This is a genomic window from Acidovorax radicis N35 (assembly GCF_000204195.1).
GTDB lineage: Bacteria > Pseudomonadota > Gammaproteobacteria > Burkholderiales > Burkholderiaceae_C > Acidovorax > Acidovorax radicis.
The window spans coordinates 510,081-535,323 of record NZ_AFBG01000018.1; the positions used below are offsets into that span (position 1 = coordinate 510,081).

Consider the following 25,243-nt stretch of genomic DNA (forward strand, 5'->3'; position numbering starts at 1 on the left):
TCCCGCCTGTTTCGGCACGCGGTTGTGCCGCCGGGGACTAGGGTTTGCGCGAGGTGGTTCTTGCCACACCTTCCCTGATATTTCAGCCGGCAGTGCCTGTGACCAGGCAATCCTGCTCAGGAGGCCATTGTGGCAAGTACCCCTTTCGAGAACTGTTCCGTCCCCGATGAAAAATTGCCGCCCGCTGCGTGGCATTGCTGTGCCGACACGGCGGATGTCGAAGAGCATGCGGGTTCGCTGCCGGAGTGGGCATTGCAGTACGAGCAGCTGTCGGAAGGCGCCTTCCATGGCCGTGTGGAACAGATTCACCTGCCTGGTGCCTACATGGTCAAGGAAACCATGAACCGATCGGTGCGCCAGCGTGGCGAGATCGGCCGGGACATGTATGGCTTTGCCCTGGTGCTGCAGCCCGATGGCGAGGCTATCTGCAACGGTCAACGCCTCGACGCGAACGCGCTGCTGGTAGGGCGTGGGGACGACCTGGATCTTTGCAACACCACTGCCTCTCAGATCGGTGCACTGTCTGTGGACTGCGACTACGTCAATGAGGTATCGCTGCGAATCTTCGACCGCCCTTTGGCATCTTGGCTGAACCAGCAGGTGGCGGTTTGTGTGGGGCGCGAAGTCGCTGACGGGCTGCGCGCTCGTCTCAACAGCGTGCTGTCCAATGCCGAGTCCAACTTTTGCAGTGCCGAGAACAGCGAATCTGTCCTGGAGCGGGTTCGGGACGATATGTTGCTGGCGTTTCTGGATGCGCTGCCGTGGGAGACGGACACTTCTCACCTGAAGTCGATCGCTTCACGCCGCCGCATCGTCAACCGCGCCCGGGAAATGATGCTGGAAAGAGCCGATAGCCCGCCATCGCTAATGGAGGTGTGTAGTCATGTCGGAGCCAGCCACCGCAAGCTCAACTATTGCTTTCAAGAGATTCTGGGCATGAGTCCCGCACGGTATTTGAGGGTGCTACGCCTCAACGGCGTGCGACGCCAACTTCGATCGGAACTGGATTTGCGTGTTGGCGTCCAGGATGTCGCAGCGTTGTGGGGTTTTTGGCATTTGGGGCAATTCTCGGCGGACTACAAGCGCCAGTTCGCGGAACTCCCCTCGCATACGCTCAAATCCAGCAGAATGCGCGTCCTCCCTGGGTGCAGATCATCGGTCTCCTGACGGCGGCTTCATCCGGGTCTTCTAGCCTGCTGCGCTGGCATCCACCATGGCAGTGCTGGTGGTGGCGTCAAGATAGGGTACTGAGTGAGCTAGCGCGGGCCGGTCAGTGGTTTCGCAGGGGTGGCATGAAGCGCAGCTCCGTGGGGGGCTTGCATTGCTCACCTTTGGCGGGCTAGGCCTGACGAGTGTGCGGATCTTGTTGGCGCTTGAGCGCCAGGGACAGTTGCTGCGCTGAACAGGCTTTTTTTTCTTGGTGACGCCGCCGAGCGGTCATGAAAACCTTCAAGTCGACACGCGCTGCGGCAAAGCTACGCGAAAAGCTGCTGTCGCGGCCGCGACAGCAGCTTCCAGTCCACGATCAGGGTATTCCTTTGCCGCTGCCGTGGCGCACTCTCCCTAGAATGTGCTGCACTGCAATACATGGGTTCTGAGCCCGAGGAGTTCGTTGTGTCCGAACAGAAAAGCGCTGCATCCAAGTCGGTCCAGCGTGTCATCAAGAAGTATCCCAATCGCCGTCTGTATGACACAGACACCTCCACCTACATCACCTTGGCTGAAGTGCGCCAGCTTGTCATGGCCAACCAGCAGGTGGTGGTGCGCGACGCCAAGACAGGGGAAGACCTCACACGCAGCATCTTGCTGCAGATCATTCTGGAAGAAGAGGCCGGTGGCGCGCCGATGTTTACCGAGGCTGTCTTGGCCAACATCATCCGTTTTTATGGCCATGCCATGCAGGGCTTCATGGGCGCCTATCTCGAGAAGAACGTGCAGGCCTTCACCGACGTGCAGGCCAAGCTGGCCGAGCAGTCACAAAGCGTGACGCCGGAGATGTGGGCGCAGTTCATGAACCTGCAGTCGCCCATGCTCAAGGGCATGATGGGCAACTATGTGGAGCAGTCGCAGTCCATGCTCACGCAAATGCAGGAGCAGATGCAAAAGCAGACGGAGCAGATGTTGGGCGCTTTTGGCTTAAAAAGGTAACCACAGGGTCGCTTCGCGGCTTCTCCTCCCAAAGGGGGCGCCGTCCGTGCGGCGGGGCGGCCCTTGCATGGCGACATTGGCTTTGATCGTGCTCTTTTCTGGGTCTGCAAGGCGCGGTAGTCACTGCGGTGAAGGGGCAAACCCACGGTTCAACGCCGGAACTGGGACAATACGGGGATATGAGCGAAGTACTGTCCCCCACGAAAACACCCAAAGTCGGATTTGTCAGCCTGGGCTGCCCAAAGGCGCTGACCGATTCCGAACTGATCCTCACGCAACTGAGCGCTGAGGGTTACGAAACCTCCAAGACGTTCCACGGTGCAGACCTGGTCATCGTCAACACCTGCGGTTTCATTGACGACGCCGTCAAGGAAAGCCTGGACACGATTGGCGAGGCGCTGGCCGAGAACGGCCGGGTCATCGTCACTGGCTGCCTGGGCGCACGCACCGGTGAAGACGGTGGCAACATGGTGCGCAAGATGCACCCCAGCGTGCTGGCTGTGACCGGTCCGCATGCCACGCAGGAAGTGATGGATGCTGTCCACCTGAACCTGCCCAAGCCCCATGATCCGTTTGTGGATCTGGTGCCCGGCGGCTTTGGCATTGCCGGCATCAAGCTCACGCCCAAGCACTACGCCTATCTCAAGATCAGCGAGGGCTGCAACCACCGCTGCACCTTCTGCATCATCCCGTCGATGCGCGGCGACCTGGTGTCGCGACCCATCGGCGATGTGCTCAGCGAGGCCAAGGCCTTGTTCGAAGGCGGCGTGAAGGAGCTGCTGGTGATCAGCCAGGACACCTCGGCCTACGGTGTGGACGTGAAGTACCGCACCGGCTTCTGGGACGGCAAGCCCGTGAAGACGCGCATGCTGGAGCTGGTGCAGACCCTGGGCGAGATCGCCGAGCCCTACGGCGCCTGGGTACGCCTGCACTACGTGTACCCCTACCCGAGCGTGGACGACGTGCTGCCCCTGATGGCCACGGGCCGCGTGCTGCCCTACCTGGATGTGCCGCTGCAGCACAGCCACCCCGATGTCTTGAAGCGCATGAAGCGCCCCGCCAGCGGCGAGCGCAACCTGGAACGCATCCAGCGCTGGCGCGAGGTCTGCCCCGAGCTGGTCATCCGCAGCACCTTCATCGCCGGCTTCCCCGGTGAGACGGAAGAAGAATTTGCGCACCTGCTGGACTTCGTGCGCGAGGCTCAGATCGACCGTGCCGGCTGTTTCGCCTACAGCGATGTGAGCGGTGCCGCCGCCAACGAGCTGCCTGGCATGCTGCCCATGGCAGTGCGCGAGGAACGCCGCGCCCGCTTCATGGCCGTGGCCGAAGAAGTGTCGATTGCCAAGCTGCAGCGCCGCGTGGGCGCCACCATGCAGGTGTTGGTCGATTCCGCCCCAGGCCTGGGCCGCAAGGGGGGCGTGGGCCGCACTTATGCCGATGCGCCCGAGATCGACGGGACCGTGCAGCTGCTGCCGCCTGAGAAGATCAGCAAGACGATGAAGGTGGGCGAGTTCACCAAGGCCCGCATCGTGGGCGTGCGGGGGCACGATCTGGTGGCGCAACCCATCTGATTGCTGCGTAATTGATAGCTGCAGGCGCTTTATGAATAAGCGCTGGCGGCCAAAATCAATAAAAAAGGCTTCCCTCGGGAAGCCTTTTTTGTGGGCGTTCTCCCGACAGGGAGAACTGCACAGGGGGAATTACACGCGCTTGCGGTATTCGCCGGTGCGGGTGTCGATTTCGATCTTGTCGCCTTGGCTGACGAACAGGGGCACAGGCACTTCGAAGCCGGTGGCGATCTTGGCGGGCTTGAGCACCTTGCCGGACGTGTCACCCTTGACGGCAGGTTCCGTCCAGGTGATTTCGCGCTCGACGCTGGTGGGCAGTTCGACCGAAATGGCCTTGCCGTCGTAGAACACCACTTCGAGGGCCATGCCGTCTTCCAGGTAGTTCAGTGCGTCGCCCATGTTTTCGGCTTCGACTTCGTACTGGTTGAACTCGGTGTCCATGCAGACATACATGGGGTCGGCGAAATAGGAGTAGGTGCACTCCTTCTTGTCCAGGATCACGTTGTCGATCTTGTCGTCGGCCTTGAACACGTTTTCCGTGCCGAAGTTGCCGATCAGGCTCTTGAGCTTCATGCGCACGGTGGCGGCACCGCGGCCGCCGCGGGCGTATTCGGTCTTCAGGACGACCATGGGGTCCTTGCCGTGCATGATGACGTTGCCGGCGCGGATTTCTTGAGCGATTTTCATAGCATGTTGCTTGGGTTGGGGCCGCTCAACGCACGGGCCGGCAAACTGGCGGATGGATCTGCTGGTTTGCCCTGCCGATGCATGTTCCGCGGCGGGAATGCGCGGGGTGGGGGCACTGACATGCCGTACCTGTTTTGCGCAAAGCCTCGGATTTTACCGTTTTTCGGCGACAAAGCCCAAAAGTTGTGCAACGAGGTTGTCCTGCGTCAGCAGGCGCGCGCGGGCAGCCTGAATGCATGCCGTCCACTCGGCCAGGGTGTCGTCGTCGGGCCATTGCAGCGGCGCGGTGTCCAGCCCGTTCCAGGTGGCGTGGAATTGCCGAAGGGACGCGGGGGCCTGCAGCCAGTCCAGAAACGCCCAGAGCTTATCGTGGTGGGCGTTGTCGTGCTGCGGGTAGATCTGCCAGACCAGCGCCTGCCCGGCCCAGAGCGCACGCACCAGCGAGTCTTCGCCACGCACGGCATTGAAGTCGCAGGCCCACAACATCTCGTCAAACGCGGGCTGGGGGCGGGGGGGGAGGTATGAAATCAATAGCTGCTCGCGCCCGCCAGATAAGCGCTGGTGGCCAATTTGTTTCATATTTTGGACGCCGTGCTCCGCCAGCGCTGCCCGCACGGCGGCCGTGGGGCGGCCCGGTGTCACCAGCAACTGCGTGGGCTGTGCCTGGCAGTGCCACAACAGCTCCGGCAGGGCGGCGGGTTCGTAGCAGAACAGCGAAACCCAGCGCTGCTCTGGGCCACCATCGCCCAGCCCGAACGCCGACGCGTGCTTTGCGTGCCAGGCGCTGCGGTCAAACGCCTCGCGCCGTGCCATCAGGCCGCGCTCGCGCAGCAAGCCGCCCGTGGCGGGCGTGAAGCCCGGGTAGAAGAACCAGCGTGTCCAGCCTGCACCGGGGCCGGACGAGAGCAGCGAGGACAGCTTGTGATGGCGCTCCACGTAGCTTTCGGCCGACAGGTATTCCAGGTTGATCCAGACAGGTTTTCGGTCTTTTTGGCCTCTAGCGCTTGATTGGTAGGCGCTGTAAGCTATGAATTCAGGAGCAATGTCGCAACCGAAGGCCTCCACCATCACATCGGGCGAGGCCTCATCGGGGCCGGGCGGTGGCGAACCCCAGGCGCGCAGCTCCACACCCGGGCAGCCTGTGGGCGCCATCCACTGCAGGGCCGAGGCATCGTCAACCCACAGGCGCACGCGGTGACCCCGTGCGGCCAGCTGCGCCACCAGGCGCCAGCACACGCCGATGTCGCCAAAGTTGTCGATCACGCGGCAGAACACATCCCACTGCAGGGGCGGCAGAGGATGGTTCATAGGGAGGGCGTCGGTGGCTGCGAGCGCAGGTGCTCCACCAGCAGCCGGGCAACGCTGGAGAGCGATTCTTCGGACCGCACACACAGCGCCAGCCGCCGCTGCGCCCACGGCTCGTTCAGCGTGATGGTGCGGATGGCCAGCGTGCCCTGGTACAGGGCGGCACTGCCACGGGGCAGCACGCCCACGCCCAGGCCCGCGTTGACCATGAGGCACAGCGCGTCGTAGCTGGTGACCTGCATGCGCAGGCGCAGTGGCAGGCCCGCCTCGGACGCCGCGCGGGTCAGCTGGTTGTTGATGGCGCTGCCCGGGTGTACGCCCACAAAGTCGAAGGGCAGGGCGTCTGCCAGCCGCACGGACTTGCGCCGTGCCAGCGCGTGGCCTGTGGGCACCACCAGCACCAGTTCGTCGGTGCGGTAGGGCAGCAGCGTCACGCGTTCGCCGTAGTTGCCTTCATTGAGGATGCCCACGTCGGCCGCGTTCTCGGCCACTGAATGGGCTATTGATGTGCTGATCTGCTCCTGGAGCCGCACGTCTACCTGCGGGTGTTGCGCCAAAAAGCTCTGCAGCTCGGCTGGCAGAAACTGTGTGATGGCCGAGATGTTGGCCACCACGCGCACATGGCCGCGCACGCCGGTGCCGTATTCGCGCATCTGCGTGGCGATGCCGTCCAGGTCGTTGAGCACGCCACGCGCCAGGTTCAGCAACGCAAAGGCAGCGGCGGTAGGCTCGGTGCCTTTGTTGCTGCGGGTGAACAGCGCCACCTGCAGCGCGTCTTCCAGGTCGGCCAGGCGGCGGCTCACGGCCGAGGCGGCCAGGTGCTCGCGCGCGGCAGCGGCAGCGATGGTGTTTTCTTCCATGACGGCCACAAACAGGCGCAGGGAGACGGGGTCGAGTTTCATGGATCGTGGATGTTACCCCCGCCATGCCGGTTTGCGATGGCAGCTTCGTGCTTGAGCGATTTACGGCGCCGCGCGTGCTGCGCATGATTCGCACCGAACCGCCTCTGTGCGAGGCCTGCAGGAGACACACATTTCCATGGATTCCATTGCTTCCCCCGCCGCACTGCAAGGCGTGCGTGTCATCGAAATGGGCCAGCTCATCGCCGGGCCGTTCTGCGGCAAGACGCTGGGCGAGTTTGGCGCCGACGTGATCAAGATCGAGGCCCCGGAGACGGGAGACCCGCTGCGCAACTGGCGCCTCATCAAGGAAGGCACCTCCGTCTGGTGGCAGGTGCAGTCGCGCAACAAACGTTCGGTGGCGTTGGACCTGCGCCAGAAGGAAGGCCAAACAATAGCCCGCCAGCTGATTGCCGAGGCCGATGTGCTGGTCGAGAACTTCCGCCCCGGCACGCTCGAAGGCTGGGGCATGTCGCCCGAAGAGTTGCACGCGCTCAATCCTGGCTTGGTCATGTTGCGCATCTCGGGCTACGGCCAGACGGGCCCCTACCGCGACCTGCCGGGTTTTGGTGCCATCGGCGAGGCCATGGGCGGCCTGCGCCACCTGACGGGCGAGCCCGGCCGCGTGCCGGTGCGTGTGGGCGTGTCCATCGGCGACACGCTGGCGGCACTGCACGGCACCATCGGTGTGCTCACGGCGCTGTACCACCGCAAGGTCAACGGTGGCCAGGGCCAGGTGATCGACGTGGCGCTGCACGAGGCCGTGTTCAATGTGATGGAAAGCCTGATCCCTGAGTACAGCGCCTTCGGCGCCGTGCGCGAGGCCGCAGGCAGCGCGCTGCCGGGCATTGCACCGAGCAACGCCTACCCCTGCCAGGACGGCTGGGTGCTGGTGGCGGGCAATGGCGACAGCATTTTCAAGCGGTTGATGGATGCGATTGGCAGGCCTGACCTGGGCGCCGCGCCCGACCTGGCCAACAACACCGGCCGCGTGGCACGTGTGGAAGAGATCGACGCTGCGATTGGCGCCTGGAGCGCGCAGCGCACCGTGCAGCAGGTGCTGGATGCATTGGGCGCCGCCCGCGTGCCTGCAGGCAAGGTCTACACCGCCAAAGACATTGCCGAAGACCCGCACTACCGCGCCCGCGACATGCTGCTGACCCAGCAGACGCGCGATGGCTACAGCGTGGAAGTGCCTGGCATCGTGCCCAAGCTCTCGGCCACGCCGGGCAGCATCCGCAGCAGCGCGCCGCACCTGGGCGACGACACCGATGCAGTGCTGGCCGAGGCTGGCCTCACGGCCGAACAGATTGCGCTGTTGCGCAGCAAAGGGGTGATTCAATGAGCGCATCCAAGACGGTGTGGCAGGGCGCAGGCCGCCGCATCTACATGCAGGAAGTCGGTCTGCGCGACGGCCTGCAGATGGAGAAGGCCTTTGTGCCCACGGCCGACAAGATCGCGCTGTGCAACGCACTGTCGGCGGCGGGCCTGTCCAAGATCGAGGTGACCTCGTTCACCTCGCCCACGGCCATCCCTGCGCTCAAAGACGCCGAGATCGTGATGCGCGAGATCACGCACAGCCCTGGCACGGTCTACACCGCGCTGGTGCCCAATCTGCGCGGTGCGGAGCGCGCCATCGAGTCGCGCACGGACGAGCTGAATCTCGTCATGTCGGTCAGCGCCACGCACAACCTGGCCAATCTGCGCATGACGCAGGAACAGTCGTTTGCGGCGTTGGCGCAAGTGGTGGCCCTGGCGCAGGGCGCCAACGTGGCGGTGAATGTGTCGCTGTCCTGCGTGTTCGGCTGCCCCATGGAAGGCGATGTGGCCCAGGCCGATGTGTTCGGCTGGGTGCAGCGCTTTGTGGACCTCGGCGCGCGTGGCATCACGCTGTGCGACACCACGGGCATGGCCTACCCCACGCAGGTGCACCAGCTCACGGCGGCGGCCCGCGCACGCTGGCAGGGGGTGGAGTTCACCCTGCATTTCCACAACACGCGCGGCATGGGGCTGGCCAATGTGCTGGCGGCCATCGACGCGGGTGCGGACCGGTTCGATACCTCGCTGGGCGGCCTGGGCGGCTGCCCCTATGCGCCGGGCGCCAGCGGCAATGTGTGCAGCGAAGAGATCGTGCATGCGCTGGCGCTGATGGGCTATGACACCGGGGTGGATCTGGCACAACTGGTGGCCGCTGCGCAGCAACTGCCTGCGTTCATTGGCCACGACATTCCCAGCCAAATCGCCAAGGCGGGCCCGCGCCTGGCGCTGCACCCGGTGCCTGCGGATTTCGAAGCCATTCGCGAAAGGGCGCTTGCCCGCTGAATGCGGGCGAGCCTGCATTCATACATAACACCAGGAGACAAAAGCCATGACATTTCAAACGACGCTGTCCCGCCGCATCTTTACCGCCGCCGTGCTGTGCTCCGCTGCTTTGGCTGCGGGCGCGCAGGACAAATACCCCTCCAAGCCCATCACCGTGGTCGTGCCCCAGGCCGCTGGTGGCGCCAACGACGCCATTGCGCGCGTGGTGGCGCAAAAACTCAGCGAACAACTGGGCCAGAGCGTGATCGTGGACAACCGCCCTGGTGCGGGCGGCACCCTGGCCACCGGCGCCACGGCCCGCGCGCGCAATGATGGCTACACCCTGCTGCTGACGGCCGACAGCGCCCATGTGATCGGCCCTGCGCTGTACAAGAACCCGGGGTTCGATCCGGTCAAGGACTTCGCACCCGTGGCGCCCGTGGCCACGGCGGGCTATGTGCTGGTGGCGCATCCATCCTTCCCGGCTAATACCGTGGCCGAAATGGTGGCTTTGGCCAAGGCCAGCCCCGGCAAATATTCGATTGCCTCGGCGGGCAACGGCACGCTGAACCACCTGATTGGCGAGATGCTGCAGAAGGCGGCAGGCATCCAGCTGCAGCACATCCCTTACAAAGGTTCGGCGGCAGCCGCCACCGATGTGGTGGGCGGGCAGGTGCCGCTGTCGGTGCAAAGCCTGCCGTCGGCCATTGCCTTCATCAAGGCGGGCAAGCTCAAGGTGCTGGGCGTGGTCAACGAAAAGCGTGTGGCCGCGCTGCCCGATGCGCCCACCATTGGTGAGACGATCAAGGGCTTTGGCCAGGCGCCCTGGTATGCGCTGTTTGCCCCGGCCGGCACGCCCGCGCCCATCGTGGCGCAGTTGCAGGCCGAGGTGGCCCGTGCGCTGGAGCACAAAGACGTGGTGGACAAGCTGGCCACCGTGGGCTGCGAGCCCTTCAAGGGTACGGCGGCGCAGCTGGCGGCGCTGGTGCAGTCCGACCTGCCCAAGTGGAGCCGTGTGGTCAAGGACACGGGCGCGACGGTAGATTGAGCGGTGCACGACTGTCGAACCCTGCTGCCTTTTTGATACTCAGACCTTTCACAACAACGACAACGGAGACATCGCTTTCATGAAAACCACCCGCAAACAGTTCACCACCCTGGCCCTTGCCGCACTGGCCGCCATCAGCTTCATCGGCCACGCAGCGGCGCAGGGCGCTTACCCGTCCAAGAACGTGACCCTGGTGGTGCCCACCGCCGCCGGTGGCACCACCGACCTGTCGGCCCGCATGCTGGCGCAGGCGCTTGCGCCGGTGCTGGGCCAGTCGGTCATCGCAGACAACAAGGGCGGGGGCAACGGCAACATTGCGGCCAGCGCCGTCAAGCGGGCCGAGGCCGACGGCTACACGCTGCTCATGCAGTACTCGGGCTACCACGTCATCTCGCCCCACATCACCAAACAAAAGCAGTGGGAGCAGAGCGACTTTCAGCCTGTGGCCAATGTCATCTCGGCTCCGCAGATCATCGTGGTGCGCAACGACCTGCCGGTGAAGACGCTGGCTGAACTCATCGCTTATGCCAAGGCCAATCCCGGCAAGCTCAACTACGCTTCGTCGGGCAATGGATCGTTGCAGCATGTCACGGGTGCCATGCTGGAGCAGCAAGGCGCCATCAAGATGGTCCACGTGCCCTACAAAGGCACGGGCCCCGCGCTGCAGGACCTGCTGGGCGGCCAGGTGGACCTGACATTCGGCACCGCGCCCCCCTTCATGCCCCACATCGCCAGCGGCAAGCTGCGCGTGCTGGCCGTGACGGGCAAGCAGCGCCTGCCCAGCCTGCCCGATGTGCCCACCACAGCCGAGGCGGGCTACCCCAAGGTCGATGCCACCTCGTGGTTTGCGGTGTTTGCCCCCGCCGCCGTACCCAAGGCCGTGGTGGACAAGCTCACGGCCGACATCCGCACCGTGGTGCAGAACCCGGCCTTCCAGCAAAAGGCACAAGAGCAGGGCGCCACGGCGGACTACCAGACCCCCGCGCAGCTGGGTGACAAGGTGAAGGCCGATCTGGCCAACTGGGCCACGGTGGTGAAAACCTCCAAGATCGAGGCGGAGTGATCCGGAGGATTCGGAAAATTGAATTAAAAAGCCTGCTGGCGCCCGCTGGATAGGCGCTAGCAGCTATTTATTTGATAGTGAGTGGGGCAGGCTGCGCGCGGGGCCACAATACGCGCCATGTCTGATGTGCATTCCGAAGAACTCCTGGCGCAGGTGGCTGCGCTGCCCGCGCTGCCGGGTGTGTACCGCTATTTCGACGCGCAGGATGCGCTGCTGTATGTGGGCAAGGCGCTCAACCTCAAGCGCCGGGTGTCCAGCTACTTCCAGAAGAACCATGGTGGCACCCGCATTGGTCACATGGTCAGCAAGATCGTGCGCATGGAGACCACGGTGGTGCGCTCCGAGGCCGAGGCGTTGCTGCTCGAAAACAACCTCATCAAGACGCTGAACCCCAAGTTCAACATCCTGTTCAGGGACGACAAGAGCTATCCGTATCTCAAGATCACCGGCACACCCGCGGCCAGCGGCAACGCGCCCGGCCAGCTGTTTCCGCGCATGGCGTATTACCGGGGGGCGGTGGACAAGCGCCATCGGTATTTCGGCCCGTACCCCAGTGCGTGGGCGGTCAAGGAAACCATTCAGCTGCTGCAGAAGGTGTTTCGACTGCGCACCTGCGAAGACACCGTGTTTGCCAACCGCACGCGGCCCTGCCTTTTGTTCCAGATCAAGCGCTGCACTGGCCCGTGTGTGGACCTGATCTCACCCGAGGCCTATGCCGCCGACGTGTCGCATGCCGAGGCGCTGCTGCGCGGCGAAACGCAGGAGGTACTGCAAGCCATGGAGGCGCGCATGATGGCGCACTCCGACAAGCTCGAATTTGAGCAGGCCGCCGAGGTGCGCAACCAGATCCAGGCGCTGTCGCGCGTGCTGCACCAGCAGTCCATCGAGATTGCGGACGACAAGGATGTGGACATCCTGGCCGTGCGCGTGCAAGGCGGCCGTGCCTGCGTGAACCTGGCCATGGTGCGCGGTGGGCGGCATCTGGGAGACCGGCCGTATTTCCCGGTGCATGTGGAAGACGCTGCTGCCGTGTTTGAGGAAGAGGGGGGCGAGGGTGCTGAGGTTTTCGATGAAAATGCGCCGGCCAGGCCCGTTCGCCGGGTCGAGGTGCTGGTGCTTGAGGCCTTCATCGCCCAGCACTACATCGGCGTGCCGGTGCCGCCGGTGCTGGTCACCAGCGAACCGGTGGACAAGGCGCTGCTGGAGGCACTGGGCGACCAGGCCGGTGTGCGCGTGACCGCGATCCACCAGCCCCGCGAGCAACGCCGCGCCTGGCTGGACATGGCGCAGAAGAACGCCGACCTGCAACTGGCCCGGCTTCTGGCCGAAGAAGGCTCGCAGCAAGCCCGCACCCGTGCACTGGTAGAGGCGCTGGACCTGCCGCCCGAGGACATCGACCAGCTCACCATCGAGTGCTTCGACATCTCGCACACGGCGGGCGAATCCACCCAGGCATCGTGCGTGGTGTTCCACCACCACAAGATGCAAAGCAGCGAATACCGCCGCTACAAGATCGAAGGCATTACCGGCGGCGACGATTACGCCGCCATGCGCCAGGTGCTGACGCGCCGCTACAGCAAGGTGGCCGAGGCGGCGCGTGAAGCCGGTGGCATCGACTTTGCGGCCAACCCCGCGCCGGGAGGGGACGAACCCCCTAAGCCCAAAGGCGTGGCGCGGCTGCCGGACCTGGTGCTCATCGATGGCGGCAAGGGCCAGGTCGGCGTGGCGCGCGAGGTGTTTACCGCGCTGGGGCTGGATCTGACGCGCATTGTGGGTGTCGAGAAGGGCGAAGGCCGAAAAGTGGGCCTGGAAGAGCTGGTGTTTGCCGATGGGCGCGAGAAGGTTTATCTGGGCAAGGACTCGGCTGCGCTGATGCTGGTGGCGCAGATCCGCGATGAAGCCCACCGCTTCGCCATCACGGGCATGCGCGCTGCGCGCGCCAAGGTGCGCGTGGGCGGTGGCCAGCTCGAAGAAATTGCGGGGGTGGGGCCCAAAAAACGGGCGCGGTTGCTGCAGCGTTTTGGGGGAGTGCGTGGGGTGGCGTCGGCCAGTGTGGAAGACTTGGTTACGGTGGATGGCATCTCGCGCGAACTGGCGGAAGAAATTTATAGGGCGTTGAGATAAGCCTTATCCACAGCGCCGCTGCCGCGCCGTGACACAATCGCCGCCATGTTCTGGACTATCCCCACCTTGATGACCTGGACGCGCATCGTCGCGATACCTTTGATCGTGGGAGTGTTCTACGCGCCGCTGGACCCAGCCACACGCAACCTGATTGCGACGGTGATGTTCGTGGTGTTTGCCGCCACCGACTGGCTGGATGGCTACCTGGCGCGCAAGCTCAACCAGACCTCGTCCTTTGGAGCCTTCCTCGACCCGGTGGCTGACAAATTTCTGGTGTGTGCATCGCTCCTGGTGCTGGTGCACCTGCAGCGTGCCGATGTATTTGTGGCCCTCATCATCATCGGGCGCGAGATCGCGATCTCGGCCTTGCGCGAGTGGATGGCGCAGATCGGCGCGAGCAAGAGTGTGGCCGTGCACATGATCGGTAAGGTCAAGACCACGGTGCAGATGGTGGCCATCCCGTTCCTGCTGTACGACGCCCGCCTGTTTGGCGTGATTGACACGGGGGTGTGGGGCACCTGGTTGATCTGGGCATCGGCGGTGCTCACGGTCTGGTCCATGGTGTATTACCTGCAGAAGGCGCTGCCAGAAATCCGGGCGCGTGTGAAATAGCACGGGGTGGATGCCGCATCCCCCAGCGCTTCGGCGTGTAAATACTGGGTGCAATCGCCCTCGCTGCATTGTCGGAACTGGGGTGTCAATACGGAGTGCTGCCCATACGGCGTGTTTGAGACAAAAACGCCCCACAAGCCCTGTCGCAGCGTGAAATACGACTAGAATTCATCCCAACGCTGCGCCAAACCAGCGTGTTGTATTGACACCCGGAAACTCGATGGCTTTAATCTGATGCAGCAGCCACTGCTGTGTATGCCAGTCATTCCCCCGTCTGTTTTCAACCAGCCTTCGGCTGCGCTTTCGGACGTGTGAAGACCAGATATCCGCGAGACATTCCATCAACTCTTTTCCGAGAGGCTTCTTGTGAACAAAACCGAACTGATTGAGCACATCGCTACCAACGCCGACATCTCCAAGGCCGCTGCTGCTCGTGCCCTGGAATCCACGATCGAGGCCGTCAAGAAGACCCTGAAGAAGGGCGGCACCGTTTCGCTCGTCGGTTTCGGCACCTTTGCGGTCGGCAAGCGTGCTGCTCGCACGGGCCGCAATCCCCGTACGGGCGCTACGATTAAAATCAAAGCTGCTAAAGTTCCGAAGTTCCGTCCTGGCAAGGCATTGAAAGATGCCTTGAACTGAGGATCAGTTTAGGTGGGGTCCTTAGCTCAGTTGGTAGAGCGGCTCCTTTACACGGAGTAGGTCGGCGGTTCGAGACCGTCAGGACCCACCATCACCGAACAAAGGCGAACGCAAGTTCGCCTTTTGTTTTTTGCCTTCTGAAAGATCGACCATGTTTGAATCCATCCGCAAGCACTCCAAGATCGTGATGATCTTATTGTTCTTGCTGATCATTCCATCGTTTGTGCTGGTAGGCATTGACAGCAACTACTTCTCTGAAAAGAGCCCTGTGGTGGCACGTGTCGATGGCGACAAGATCAACCAGACCGACTGGGACAACGCGCATCGCGTGGAGACTGACCGCATGCGTGCGCAGTCTCCCTCGGTCGATCCCAAGCTTCTTGACTCGCCACAGGCCCGCTACGCCACGCTGGAGCGTCTGGTACGCGACCGCGTGTTGGCTGCTGCGGCGAAGGAAATGCACTTGGTGACGAGTGATGCGCGCCTGGCGCGCAGCCTGCAGGAGATTCCCGCCATCGCCGGGCTCAAGCGTGCTGACGGTACGCTGGACGCAGAAGCCTACCGAGCATTGGTGGGTACGCAAGGTTTGACGCCTGAAGGTTTTGAGGCCAATGTGCGCCGCGACTTGTCGATCAATCAGGTCATCGGTGGCGTGATGGGTACAGCGTTCAGCACCAATACCCAGGTCAAGCTTGCACTCGACCCGCTTTACGAGCAGCGAGAAATTCAGGTAGTACGTTTCAAATCCACGGACTTCTCGACCAAGGTCGCGACCACGGATGCGGATCTGGAGGCCTATTACAAGGCGCATCCCGCCCAGTTCCTGCAGCTGGAGCAGGCTGCGGTGGAATACGTAGTACTGGACCTCGACAGCGTGCGTTCGGGAATCACGCTCAATGAAGACGATCTGCGCACCTACTACAAGGAAAATGTGGCGCGGATGGCCGGCAAAGAAGAACGTCGGGCCAGCCACATCCTGATCAATGCCCCCAAGGATGCCTCTTCTGCGGACCGCGAGAAGGCCAAGACCCGCATCACGGAACTGCTGGCGCAGGTGCGCAAGGCGCCAGCCACGTTTGCGGACGTGGCCAAGAAGGCTTCGGACGACAAGGGTTCGGCCACAGCAGGCGGGGACCTGAATTTCTTCGGGCGTGGTGCCATGGTCAAGCCGTTTGAGGAGGCCGCCTTTGCCCTCAAGAAAGGCGAAATCAGCGATGTTGTGGAGACCGATTTTGGCTACCACATCATCCAGTTGACCGACATCAAGGCTCCGCGCCAGCCTTCCTTCGAAGAACTGCGTCCCACCATGGAGGCAGAACTCAAGCAGCAGCAGGCCCAGCGCAAATTTGCGGAAGTGGCCGAGGCGTTCACCAATAGCGTGTACGAACAGTCAGACAGCCTCAAGCCGGTGGCCGAGAAGCTCAAGCTCAAGGTGCAGACTGTTTCCGGCGTTACCCGGGCGCCGGCGCCCGGTGCAGTCGGACCGCTGGCCAACCCCAAGTTTCTGGAGGCACTCTTCTCTTCGGATTCGTTGCAGAACAAGCGCAATACCGAAGCCGTGGAAGTAGGTCCGAGCCAGCTGGCTGCGGGCCGTGTGGTGCAGTACACCCCCGCCAAAACCCTGCCCCTGGACGAAGTGCGTGCTCGTGTGCGTGAGCTCCATATCGGGCAGAAGGCTTCGGAGCTGGCCCGCAAGGAAGGTGAAACCAAGTTGGCTGCGTGGAAGGCCACCCCGGCAAGCGCCAGCGGCTTGGGCGCTCCTGTGCAGATTTCACGGGAACAGGTTCAGAACCTGCCTCGGCCCTTGATTGATGCCGCATTGCATGCGCCAGCCGCGGATGCCCTTCCTGCCTGGGTCGGTGTGGACCTGGGGGCCGACGGCTATGCCGTGGTGAAGGTGAACCGCATCGTGCCTCGTCCCGCCCCTGAAGGACAGCGCGCGCAGCAGGAGCGCCAGCAATACATGCAATGGTGGGCGTCCGCTGAAGGGCAGGCGTATTACGAGATGCTCAAAAAGCGTTTCAAGGCCGAGATCAAGACACCTCGGCCTTCAGCCACCGTACAAGCGGCGGCAGAAAATTAAGTAAATTGGCTGTAGGGATCAAAATCCCAAGCTATAATACAAAGCTACGGTGGCTGTAGCTCAGTTGGTAGAGTCCAGGATTGTGATTCCTGTTGTCGTGGGTTCGAGCCCCATCAGCCACCCCAAATCAGAAAAAGCGCCGCAACAATTGTTGCGGCGCTTTTTTGTTTTGGGGCTTCAAAATAAGGGCGCTCTAAGGGCAATGACCATCTGGCCAATCCGCGATCTGCATTTCTTTGATGTGATTCGGGTTGTGCACGGTGGAGTGCATGGTGCACAGCGCATACTGTGCCTTAAACCTTTTTGGAGCCTTCAATGAGCCTTGTGATCCGCGATGCGTCGCCCAGTGAGAAACGTGGCAACGCCATGTCTGCAGCCCTTGCCAAGGAGCAGCTCGAATACGCGGTCCAGATCGTGCGAGAAGTTTTGCCCCAGAGTGCAAGTGATGGCGCCCTCATTGGAGCAGTGGTGCAGGCCATTGCCATGAACTACGCGGCAGTCCCGCAGCCAAACCGGTAGTGCCTCGGGTGTTCTGGTGCGCGAGTTAGTGCGCCCAGGTAACTGGCTCTTAAAAAGCGTTGGCTGTGTTGCCGTTGCTTTTTGAAGCGTGTTGCGCGGTTGGGTTGGGAAAAGCGGTTGGCTCCGCTGAGCGGGGGGAGCTGGCCTGCCCGGAGGGACTCGAACCCCCGACCTATAGCTTAGAAGGCTATTGCTCTATCCAGTTGAGCTACGGGCAGTAAACAGGCTTTCGGCGAAGATGTGCTTACTTGCTTTGCGGAGCGTTCCGCAACCGCGCCGTGGCGCAGAGCGCGAATCATAACCTGCGGCCGGAGCCTTCCCTGCGATGACCATCCTGATATTGGCAGTAGCAGAAGCACGGCGGATGCGGGTATAACAAGGTCACATACCCACCAACGTTTTTCCTTGATCCGTCGCCCGCACCATGCCGCACAGCGTCACGCTCATCCATACCATCGCTGCCGCGCTCGGGTTGGCCCTGGCGTTGGGTTTTGTGGCGGCTCGGTTGCGGTTGCCGGCGTTGATCGGGTATCTGCTGGCGGGCGTGGTCATCGGGCCATATACGCCTGGCTTTGTGGCAGATGCCGCCATGGCGAGCCAGTTGGCTGAAATTGGTGTGATGCTGCTGATGTTTGGCGTCGGCCTGCATTTCTCTTGGGGTGATCTGCTGGCCGTGCGCAAGATTGCGGTGCCCGGGGCTGTGGTGCAGATGATGGTGGCCACAGCGCTGGGCATGGCTTTGGCCAGTTGGTGGGGCTGGGGGCTGGGTGGCTCCCTGGTGTTTGGTCTGGCGCTTTCGGTGGCCAGCACGGTGGTGCTTTTGCGTGCCTTGGAAACCCTGGGCATTCTGGACAGCCACACCGGCCGGATTGCCGTGGGCTGGCTGGTGGTGGAAGACCTGGCCATGGTGCTGGTGCTGGTGTTGCTGCCGCCGCTGGCTGGTTGGCTGGGGAGCGTGGGAGGCGGGGACGGCGCCACCACCCAGGGTGTGGATGGTGCGGTGCTGTGGCAGACCCTGGGATGGACGTTGCTGCAGGTCGGGGGCTTTGTTGCGCTGATGCTGCTAGTGGGCCGCCGCCTGTTTCCGTGGGTGCTCTGGCAGGTGGCACGCACGGGTTCGCGGGAACTGTTCACGCTGTGTGTGGTGGCTGCTGCGGTGGGGATTGCGTTTGGGTCTGCAGCGCTGTTTGGCGTGTCGTTTGCGCTAGGGGCGTTTTTTGCCGGCATGGTGATGCGCGAGTCGGAGTTCAGCCACCGGGCTGCGCAAGAGTCCCTGCCGCTGCGCGACGCTTTTGCCGTGCTGTTCTTTGTCTCGGTGGGCATGCTGTTCGATCCCGCCGTGCTGTGGCACCGGCCGTTGCAGGTGCTCGCGGTGGTGGCGATCATCATGCTGGGCAAGACACTGGCCGCGGCGGCGCTGGTGCTGGCATTCCGCTACCCGCTGAACACGGCGCTCACGGTCTCGGCGAGCCTGGCCCAGATCGGGGAGTTTTCTTTCATCCTGGTGGCACTGGGTGCATCGCTGGGGCTGCTGCCGCCCGAAGGGGCCAGCCTGGTGCTGGCAGGGGCGCTGATTTCGATGGCGCTCAATCCGATGCTCTTTCATGCCATTGCACCGTTGCAGGCTTGGCTGCGGGCTCGCTCGGCACTGGCGCGGCGGCTGGAGCAGCGCGACGATCCCCTGGCCGAACTGCCCATGAGCACTGACGCCCGCTATCTTGCACGGCAGGTGGTTTTGGTGGGGTACGGCAGGGTGGGGCGCCGCGTTGCCAACCTGCTGGTGGCCAACGACATCCCGTTTGTGGTGGCCGAGCAAAACCGTGAACTGGTGGAGTCGTTGCGGGAGTCTGGCATCGCGGCAGTTTTTGGGGACGCCGTGGACCCTGCCGTCCTGATACAGGCGCATATCGCCCGGGCCGCCATGCTGGTCATTGCAACGCCAGATACCCTGAATGTGCGGCAGATCATCACCACCGCGCGCACACTGAACCCTCATATCGAAACCGTGGTGCGCAGCCACAGCGGAGATGAAGCGCGGCGGCTGGCACAGGAGTGCGACAGCACGGTGTTTCTGGCCGATGAAGCGCTGGCCCAGGCCATGGCCCACCATGTGCTGGAGCGTACCGAAGCACGCCGTGCGCGACACACCAGCCCTGCATCGCTACACAGTCGGGTCTGAATCCCAGTGTTTTTAGCCGCTGGCGCTTGATAGGTAAGCGGCAATAACTACTATTTTTATAGTGACTGTCGATGGTGACTGTGATTGCACGCTCAATCTGGCCGGCCCAGCTCCTGCGCCTTCCCGCACGCGTGCCGCAACACCTTGCGTGGTTCGTCGGTCAGGGGCGTGCGCAAGTCTCTGGCTACTTCCAGCCCGCGTTGCACGGCGGGGCGCTGCATCAGCACGTCGAGCCATCGGTTGGGCCGCGTGCGTGAAGTTCCAGAACGTCCTAATTGGTATCTTCAAATACCAGGGCGGGGGGCGCCATGACACGTGCGGTATTCGCCAGCTCATCGATCAGGTGGTTGGCGAAGTAGCTGTTCTGCGTGTCGGGTTCGAGCGCGGCCACGGCCAGGTTGGCGCGGGGCTGGTTCAGGGGCACGTAGAAGCTGCCGGCTGGCACGTCGATGGCGCTGCGTACGGGCGACACCTGCACGCGCACGATGCCCGTACCGCCTGCGATGGTGCCGATCACGTCCTGCCGGTCACCGGAATCCCGACCCGTTTCGCGGTAGATGTCGGCCAGCGCAGAACCTGGCTCGGCCACGCGCATCACCTGCAGGCCCAGCAGCCTCAGGCGCTCGACGGCGGCGGTAGAGCTGGCCGACAGCCAGTAGCCACACGGCCGGGCACGGGTTTTTGTCGGGCGCAAGGTGAGGGATGAGTTCCAGTCCACGCGGATCAGGCGGTCTGCGCCTGTCTCGGGGTCGAGGAAATCCAGTTCGCGCTGGGTGGGCGTGGCGGCGGCCTCGACCACCACCTGGTCGCGGCAAGCCTGGGCGCTCACGTCGCGCGCCACAAACGAACGAACCTGCTCCAGGTTGGCCGCCCGCTCGGCGGTGCTGCGCAAGGCGCTGGTGATGGCCGTGACCTGCGAGTGCACGCGTCGCTGGATGTGCATGCGCCCGATGCCCACGCCACGTGTCTCGATCAACAGGCTCACGGTGTTTTTCAGGCCATTCACGTTGCGGCCGGTGTCGGGCTGCGTGCCGCCCATGGAGACGCGCTTGTCGTCTGGAAGGGTGGAGGTGGTGTAGTACCAATCGCTTGTCAGTCCCTGGGTCTTGAGTGCCGCGACCATGGGCTGGTGGTACCACTCCTGCGAAGCCTTGGTCAAAAACTCGGGGTAGTTGGCCGTGGTGGTGTACTGCAGCAGTGCGTCGTAGCGCTGGATGGCGTTGAATTTTTGCAGGTAGCGGCCCACCACCGTGTACTCATGGGCATCCACCACCAGGATAGGGCGGTAGTCGTTCACCACCTTGGCCAGCGCACGGGCCTCGGGGGTGTTCAGCAGCAGGTGGTCGCGGTTCATGTCCACGCCATTCGCTGTGACCCGGGTGCCCACGGCCGCACCATCGGGGTTGGCACGGGGCACCACCACCACGTTGATCCTGTCCAGCAAAGGTTCAAGCAGGCCCTGCGTCAGTTCGCGGCTGATCACCAGCAGCGCCTCGCTGCCTGCGGGCTCGTCTCCGTGCTGCTGGCCGATCATGACCACCGTGGGCCGACCGCTTGTGTCCAGGTTGGCGGGCTCGGTGCCCGTGGCGCGGGTGACCAGCAGGCCCAGAATGGGTTCTCCGCGTTGCGACGTGCCTAAGTTGAGCAGCTTCGTGCGCGTGGAGCTGCGGGGCGCAGGGTCGGCCAGCGCATGCAGCCATTGGCCGAGTTCGGCATTGGTGGTGAAGGCCCTGCGGTCCGGCCCCAGGCCGGGCGTGCTGTATGCCATGGGTGGATCGGGGAACCGAGCCGCCACCGCCGCGCCATAGGGGGGCGCCATGGGGCCTTCGTTTTGCACCACCAGCGGGGCGGGCGGCGGCAAGGGGCTGGCTACCGCACCCTGGCGCTGCGCCTGAGCCTGGGGTGCCTGGCCCAAGGGCGCGGGCACTACCGTACCTGGTTGTACGCGGGGCAACGGGGCCGGTGCGCTCGTTCGTGTTGCGGGCGTGGATGGCCATGGGGGCAGCGGAGTACTGGAGCACGCCGTCAGCAACGCGGCTGCCAGCAGTGCAGATGCCTTCCACGGCATCCGCAGCCGGTGGGCGTGTGGGGGCTGGGCCGAAGAGGCTTCTGGTGAGGCGCTGTGGCGGGTGGAGTGCATGTTCATGGTGATCTTTGCCATTGGGCCCTGGTGGGACGGCTTTGTTACGTGGATGTTACCTGCCCGCCAATGCCATGCCGTGTCAGCGTACATCCCGTTGCAAACCCATGATGAAGGAGCCAAAACCCTCTACAGCGTCACAATTTTGGGGCAGGAGGGAGTGGGCTGGTGGGCTGGGTCGCAGCCGCCGTGGCGGGGGTGGGCGGCGTGGGTAAGGGATCCGTCTGCGGCGCCATCTTCAAGCGCAGCAGTGCGCGCACGAAGCCGTGGTCCGAGCGGGTGCGATCACGCCCTTCGTGGAGGTGGTCGTTGAAATAGTCCACGCGCCTCACATCGCCCACGCTGTTCCTGCCGTTGTGCACGAACTCCTCGCTCACCAGTATCTGGTCGAGCACGCTGGGCGAGCCCTGGTGAATGTGTGAATACGCCACGTCCTTCTTTAGTGCCGCATCGCCCTGCAGATCGTAGGCATTAAACAGCGCCACATCGCGTGCCGAGCGGTCATAGGCGATCTCATTGGTGGCGCAGATGAGCTGTGTGGTGACGCTGTCGGGCGTGTCATTGAAGTCGCCCATGACCACGAGCGGCACGCTGGTGCGGTGCAGCAGGTCAATGACCAGGCAGCGCAGTGCCATGGCCTCGGCGCCCCGCATGATCAGGGAGCGCAGCGATGCCAGTGCCATGACCTTGCGGTCGTCCCGGTCTTCGGCCGGGTTGCCCTGCGCATCCTGCAGAAACTTGGGTCGCTTGGATTTGAGGTGGGTCGTCAGCACATTCAGGCACTGTCCATGCTTCATGCGCAAGGTGGCAACCAGTGGCGGCCGTTCGAAGCGCGTATGCAGGCCCAGGCCTGGAACGTCCACCTGGAAGCCCGGTGGAAACTCCGCAAACGATTGCAAGGCATCCACTTTCAGCCGTGTGGCGATGCCCACGCGGGGGGTACCCTGTGCACCGCCATGCGTGACATCGTTCTCCGCCCCGGGAACCTCCACGAAGTCATAGCGCAGGCCGCTGCGGCTGAGGGCGCCCTTGAAGGCGGCGTCGTCCCACACCTCCTGTACGGCCAGCACATCGGCATTGAGCATGCGAAACCGGTCGCCCAGCCAAGTGAGCTTGCGATCAAACTCTGTCTGGCTGTAGGGGTCCTGATTCTCGTAGAACAGGCGGCCGGGATTGGCCAGGTTGAGCACATTGCAGGTGGCCACCATCAGAGTGGCCAGGGGCTGGGGTAGGTCGTTGGGGCGCATGGGCCACAGCATCGCACAAGGAGCTGCTGCAGCCCGGGGCCAGGCGGCAAATCAGAAGGCCTGTAGTGCGCTGCCTGATAGCACGTGCAGCCCGGCCGGGCGTGTCTGTACAGCATGGACCAGGGCTCGGGCCACATCGACACCCGGGCGGGCACGGTAGTTGGCAGGGATCAGTGGGTCCAGCAGCTTGAAGGCCTTGATGGACAAGGACTCTGCGGGGCGCGCGGCCTGGCCCAGGGCTTGGCGTTCGCCCAGCAGGAGGGAGGGGCGTGCGATCACCAGCGTGGTGAAGCCCAGGCTTTGGAGCGCCTGCTCGACCTCGCCCTTGACGCGGTTGTAGAAGATGCGGGAGCGGGCGTCGGCGCCCATGGCGGTCACCACGCCGCAGCGGGAGGCACCAGCCGCCAGAGCCGTGCGCGCGGTGGCGATCACCGCATCCTGGTCCACGGCGCGAAAGGCCTGCTGGCTGCCGGCCGCTGCAATGGTGGTGCCGAGCGTGATGTACACGTCGTCCACATGCGGCAGGCCACGCAGGGCGGGCTTGGCCGCCAGTGCTGCAAAGTCCACGGCGTGCAGGTGCAGCCGTGGGTGTTGGATATCCGGCGTGCGCCGACCCAGGGCATGCAGTGCATGCACCTCAGGCGGCAGCGCCTCGTTGCAGGGCGCTGCGCTTACGTTGATTGTGCTTTCGGATGCTGACGGATCAGCGGCCAAAAGAGCCGCGAGAACCGCCCGGCCCACGAGACCCGTTGCCCCTGCCACCAGAACCACCCGTGCCGCCTCCGCCATAGCCGCCACCTCCACCGTTGCCACCCCGATAACCACCGCCACGGCGACCGCCGCCGCCCATGCTGTCCACGCTCGTGCGCATCGGGTCGGGTTGGCCGCCAGCGCCACCGCCGGCATGGCCGGAGTTGCGGTGGCCCGGGTTTGCATGGCCCATGTGCGTGCCCAGGTGGGCATTGGCGCGTGGGGGTTGCGAATCATCGTAGCGGTTGCCGCCTTCATAGCCGCCACCGCCACCGTTGCCACCGCCGCCGGAACGGCCGCGTGCAGGAGCCTGGCCGCCAGCGCGTGCGCCGCCGCCCTGGCCGCCGCCACCCGCACGGCCGCCACGCGGACCATTGGCACCACCACCGCCGCCGGCTGCGGCACCGCCGCCAGCGCGGCCGCCACGGCCACCACCACCATTGCCACCGCCGGCAGGGCGGGGGCCGCGATCACCGCCACCACCTCCGCCAGCACCCTGGCCTGCCTTGTTGGTGCGGATGCGTTCCATCATTTCGCTGCGGGCGGCCTTGGCGGCAGCCTGCATCACGTCGCGGCTCGGGGGCTTGCCTGCGCCGCCCCAGATGGTCTGGCGGCCCATGGCGATGGGCTCGGCCTTCTCACCGGCGTCGGGGCCGAAGCCTTCGATGATCTGGACGGGGATCTGCTGCTTGGTGAAGCGCTCGATGTCCATCATGAAGCCTTCTTCGTCCATGCAGACCAGGCTCACGGCTTCACCGCTGTTGCCGGCACGGCCGGTGCGGCCGATGCGGTGGACGTAGTCTTCCGAGACGTTCGGGATTTCGTAGTTGACGACGTGTGGCAGCTCGTCGATGTCGATGCCGCGTGCCGCGATGTCGGTAGCCACCAGGGCGCGGATGTCACCGCTCTTGAAGCCGGCCAGGGCCTGCGTGCGGGCGGACTGGCTCTTGTTGCCGTGCAGCGCCATGGCGTTCACGCCGTTCTTGGTCAGGAACTCGGCCACATTGTTGGCGCCGAACTTGGTGCGGGTGAACACCAGCACCTGGCTCCAGTTGTGCTGCTGGATGATGTGCAGCAGCACTTGCTTCTTCTTGCCGCGGCCCACGGGGTGGATCACCTGGGTGATGCGCTGCACCGTGGTGTTGCTGGGCGTGACCTGGATGCTCTGGGGGTTCTTGAGCAGCGTGTTGGCCAGGTCGCGGATCTCGTCGCTGAAGGTGGCCGAGAACAACAGGCTCTGCTTTTCGCGGGGCACCAGGGCCAGCACCTTCTTCACGTCGTGGATGAAGCCCATGTCCAGCATGCGGTCGGCTTCGTCGAGCACCAGCACCTGCACGGTCGACAGGTCCAGGAAGCCCTGTTGCTGCAGGTCCAGCAGGCGGCCGGGGGTGGCCACCAGGATGTCCACGCCTCGCTTGATGCGGTCGATCTGCGGGTTCATGCCCACGCCGCCGAAGACGACGGTAGAGTTGATGTCGAGGTATTTGCCGTATTCGCGCACGGACTCTTCCACCTGGGCGGCGAGCTCGCGGGTGGGCGTCAGCACCAGGGCACGGATGCCCTTTCCGCCGAACTTGTTCTTGGGCGCAGCGCTTTGCGAAAGGCGGTGCAGCAGGGGCAGGGTGAACGCGGCGGTCTTGCCGGTGCCAGTCTGCGCGCCGGCCAGCAGGTCGTGGCCTGCAAGAACGGCGGGGATGGCCTGGGCCTGAATGGGCGTGGGGGTTTCGTAGCCCGTTTCGTGCACGGCCTTCAGGATGGCAGGAGCCAGGTTCAGTTCGTCAAATGTCATGTCGTTGAATGCGCCCATCCGGGGCGCTGGGTATCGGCCTGTCGTACAACCGGGGGGTTGCCGAGCCAGTCTCAAGCCGACGAGGTTCAAGGGTGGGAGCCTGGAAGCTGATGCTTCCTTCGTCCCCAGCAGTGTGCTGATG

General features: G+C 63.9%; 20 protein-coding genes and 3 tRNA genes. 15 read left to right on the plus strand and 8 right to left on the minus strand.

The annotated features are described in order from the left end of the window. The first annotated feature begins 129 nt into the window (after positions 1-129). The 3 genes from ARADN35_RS0107970 to rimO all read left to right on the plus strand — a co-directional run bounded on the left by ARADN35_RS0107970 (position 130) and on the right by rimO (position 3,719). Entirely contained in the window at positions 130-1,167 is a 1,038-nt protein-coding gene (locus ARADN35_RS0107970; protein WP_139019181.1) for a helix-turn-helix domain-containing protein, read from the plus strand. Between the two features lie 420 nt (positions 1,168-1,587). Then, positions 1,588-2,148 carry a polyhydroxyalkanoate synthesis repressor PhaR gene (gene phaR / locus ARADN35_RS0107975; protein ID WP_010460875.1) on the plus strand — a complete coding sequence of 187 codons (561 nt, stop codon included), beginning with the start codon at positions 1,588-1,590 and terminating at the stop codon, positions 2,146-2,148. Between the two features lie 179 nt (positions 2,149-2,327). Then, entirely contained in the window at positions 2,328-3,719 is a 1,392-nt protein-coding gene (rimO, locus tag ARADN35_RS0107980; protein WP_010460877.1) for a 30S ribosomal protein S12 methylthiotransferase RimO, read from the plus strand. Positions 3,720-3,848: 129 nt separating this feature from the next. Here rimO and efp read toward each other — a convergent pair whose 3' ends face one another. From efp to ARADN35_RS0107995, 3 genes are all read right to left on the minus strand, one after another. Next, on the minus strand, positions 3,849-4,403 hold the full coding sequence (efp, locus tag ARADN35_RS0107985; RefSeq protein ID WP_010460879.1) for an elongation factor P: 555 nt from the start codon (positions 4,401-4,403) through the stop codon (positions 3,849-3,851). A 153-nt stretch (positions 4,404-4,556) separates the two neighbouring features. After that, entirely contained in the window at positions 4,557-5,711 is a 1,155-nt protein-coding gene (gene earP / locus ARADN35_RS0107990) for an elongation factor P maturation arginine rhamnosyltransferase EarP (RefSeq protein ID WP_010460881.1), read from the minus strand. Further along, positions 5,708-6,610 (minus strand): LysR family transcriptional regulator, encoded by a 903-nt coding sequence (locus tag ARADN35_RS0107995; RefSeq protein WP_010460882.1) that lies wholly within the window; start codon positions 6,608-6,610, stop codon positions 5,708-5,710. The genes earP and ARADN35_RS0107995 overlap by 4 nt, the downstream gene beginning before the upstream one ends. A 136-nt stretch (positions 6,611-6,746) precedes the next feature. Here ARADN35_RS0107995 and ARADN35_RS0108000 point away from each other — a divergent pair, with 136 nt between their 5' ends. From ARADN35_RS0108000 to ARADN35_RS0108050, 11 genes are all read left to right on the plus strand, one after another. Beyond that, positions 6,747-7,952, plus strand: coding sequence for a CaiB/BaiF CoA transferase family protein (locus ARADN35_RS0108000; RefSeq protein WP_010460884.1), 1,206 nt, complete (start codon positions 6,747-6,749; stop codon positions 7,950-7,952). Continuing rightward, the gene (locus ARADN35_RS0108005) at positions 7,949-8,929 is read left to right on the plus strand and encodes a hydroxymethylglutaryl-CoA lyase (protein ID WP_010460886.1); all 981 of its coding nucleotides are present in this window, start codon (positions 7,949-7,951) and stop codon (positions 8,927-8,929) included. Before ARADN35_RS0108000 ends, ARADN35_RS0108005 begins: the two co-directional genes overlap by 4 nt. 46 nt (positions 8,930-8,975) lie before the next feature. Continuing rightward, positions 8,976-9,956 carry a Bug family tripartite tricarboxylate transporter substrate binding protein gene (locus ARADN35_RS0108010; RefSeq protein WP_010460888.1) on the plus strand — a complete coding sequence of 327 codons (981 nt, stop codon included), beginning with the start codon at positions 8,976-8,978 and terminating at the stop codon, positions 9,954-9,956. Positions 9,957-10,035: 79 nt separating this feature from the next. Then, positions 10,036-11,019 (plus strand): Bug family tripartite tricarboxylate transporter substrate binding protein, encoded by a 984-nt coding sequence (locus ARADN35_RS0108015; RefSeq protein WP_010460891.1) that lies wholly within the window; start codon positions 10,036-10,038, stop codon positions 11,017-11,019. Between the two features lie 117 nt (positions 11,020-11,136). Then, positions 11,137-13,143, plus strand: coding sequence for an excinuclease ABC subunit UvrC (gene uvrC / locus ARADN35_RS0108020; RefSeq protein ID WP_010460893.1), 2,007 nt, complete (start codon positions 11,137-11,139; stop codon positions 13,141-13,143). 45 nt (positions 13,144-13,188) lie between these two features. Then, entirely contained in the window at positions 13,189-13,755 is a 567-nt protein-coding gene (gene pgsA, locus ARADN35_RS0108025) for a CDP-diacylglycerol--glycerol-3-phosphate 3-phosphatidyltransferase (RefSeq protein WP_010460895.1), read from the plus strand. 366 nt (positions 13,756-14,121) lie between these two features. After that, positions 14,122-14,394: an HU family DNA-binding protein gene (locus ARADN35_RS0108030; protein WP_008906675.1), complete on the plus strand. Its 273-nt coding sequence runs from the start codon at positions 14,122-14,124 to the stop codon at positions 14,392-14,394. Positions 14,395-14,409: 15 nt separating this feature from the next. Then, positions 14,410-14,485: transfer RNA gene (locus tag ARADN35_RS0108035), tRNA-Val, on the plus strand. 60 nt (positions 14,486-14,545) lie between these two features. Further along, entirely contained in the window at positions 14,546-16,477 is a 1,932-nt protein-coding gene (locus ARADN35_RS0108040; RefSeq protein ID WP_010460903.1) for a SurA N-terminal domain-containing protein, read from the plus strand. A gap of 49 nt (positions 16,478-16,526) precedes the next feature. Then, positions 16,527-16,602: transfer RNA gene (locus ARADN35_RS0108045), tRNA-His, on the plus strand. A 190-nt stretch (positions 16,603-16,792) separates the two neighbouring features. Beyond that, positions 16,793-16,996, plus strand: coding sequence for a hypothetical protein (locus ARADN35_RS0108050; protein ID WP_010460906.1), 204 nt, complete (start codon positions 16,793-16,795; stop codon positions 16,994-16,996). 141 nt (positions 16,997-17,137) lie between these two features. Here ARADN35_RS0108050 and ARADN35_RS0108055 read toward each other — a convergent pair. Further along, positions 17,138-17,214, minus strand: a tRNA-Arg gene (locus ARADN35_RS0108055). A gap of 206 nt (positions 17,215-17,420) precedes the next feature. Here ARADN35_RS0108055 and ARADN35_RS0108060 point away from each other — a divergent pair. Next, positions 17,421-19,175 (plus strand): cation:proton antiporter domain-containing protein, encoded by a 1,755-nt coding sequence (locus tag ARADN35_RS0108060; RefSeq protein ID WP_010460908.1) that lies wholly within the window; start codon positions 17,421-17,423, stop codon positions 19,173-19,175. 271 nt (positions 19,176-19,446) lie between these two features. Here ARADN35_RS0108060 and ARADN35_RS0108070 read toward each other — a convergent pair whose 3' ends face one another. From ARADN35_RS0108070 to ARADN35_RS0108085, 4 genes are all read right to left on the minus strand, one after another. Beyond that, positions 19,447-21,321, minus strand: coding sequence for a M14 family metallopeptidase (locus ARADN35_RS0108070; protein ID WP_029413690.1), 1,875 nt, complete (start codon positions 21,319-21,321; stop codon positions 19,447-19,449). 131 nt (positions 21,322-21,452) lie between these two features. Next, positions 21,453-22,562, minus strand: a complete 1,110-nt coding sequence (locus ARADN35_RS0108075; RefSeq protein ID WP_050812485.1) for an endonuclease/exonuclease/phosphatase family protein — start codon at positions 22,560-22,562, stop codon at positions 21,453-21,455. A 51-nt stretch (positions 22,563-22,613) separates the two neighbouring features. Beyond that, complete coding sequence (locus tag ARADN35_RS0108080; protein WP_242421392.1) at positions 22,614-23,198, minus strand: Rossmann-fold NAD(P)-binding domain-containing protein; 585 nt, start codon at positions 23,196-23,198, stop codon at positions 22,614-22,616. Positions 23,199-23,265: 67 nt separating this feature from the next. After that, entirely contained in the window at positions 23,266-25,101 is a 1,836-nt protein-coding gene (locus ARADN35_RS0108085; RefSeq protein WP_029413693.1) for a DEAD/DEAH box helicase, read from the minus strand. Positions 25,102-25,243 lie beyond the last annotated feature (142 nt).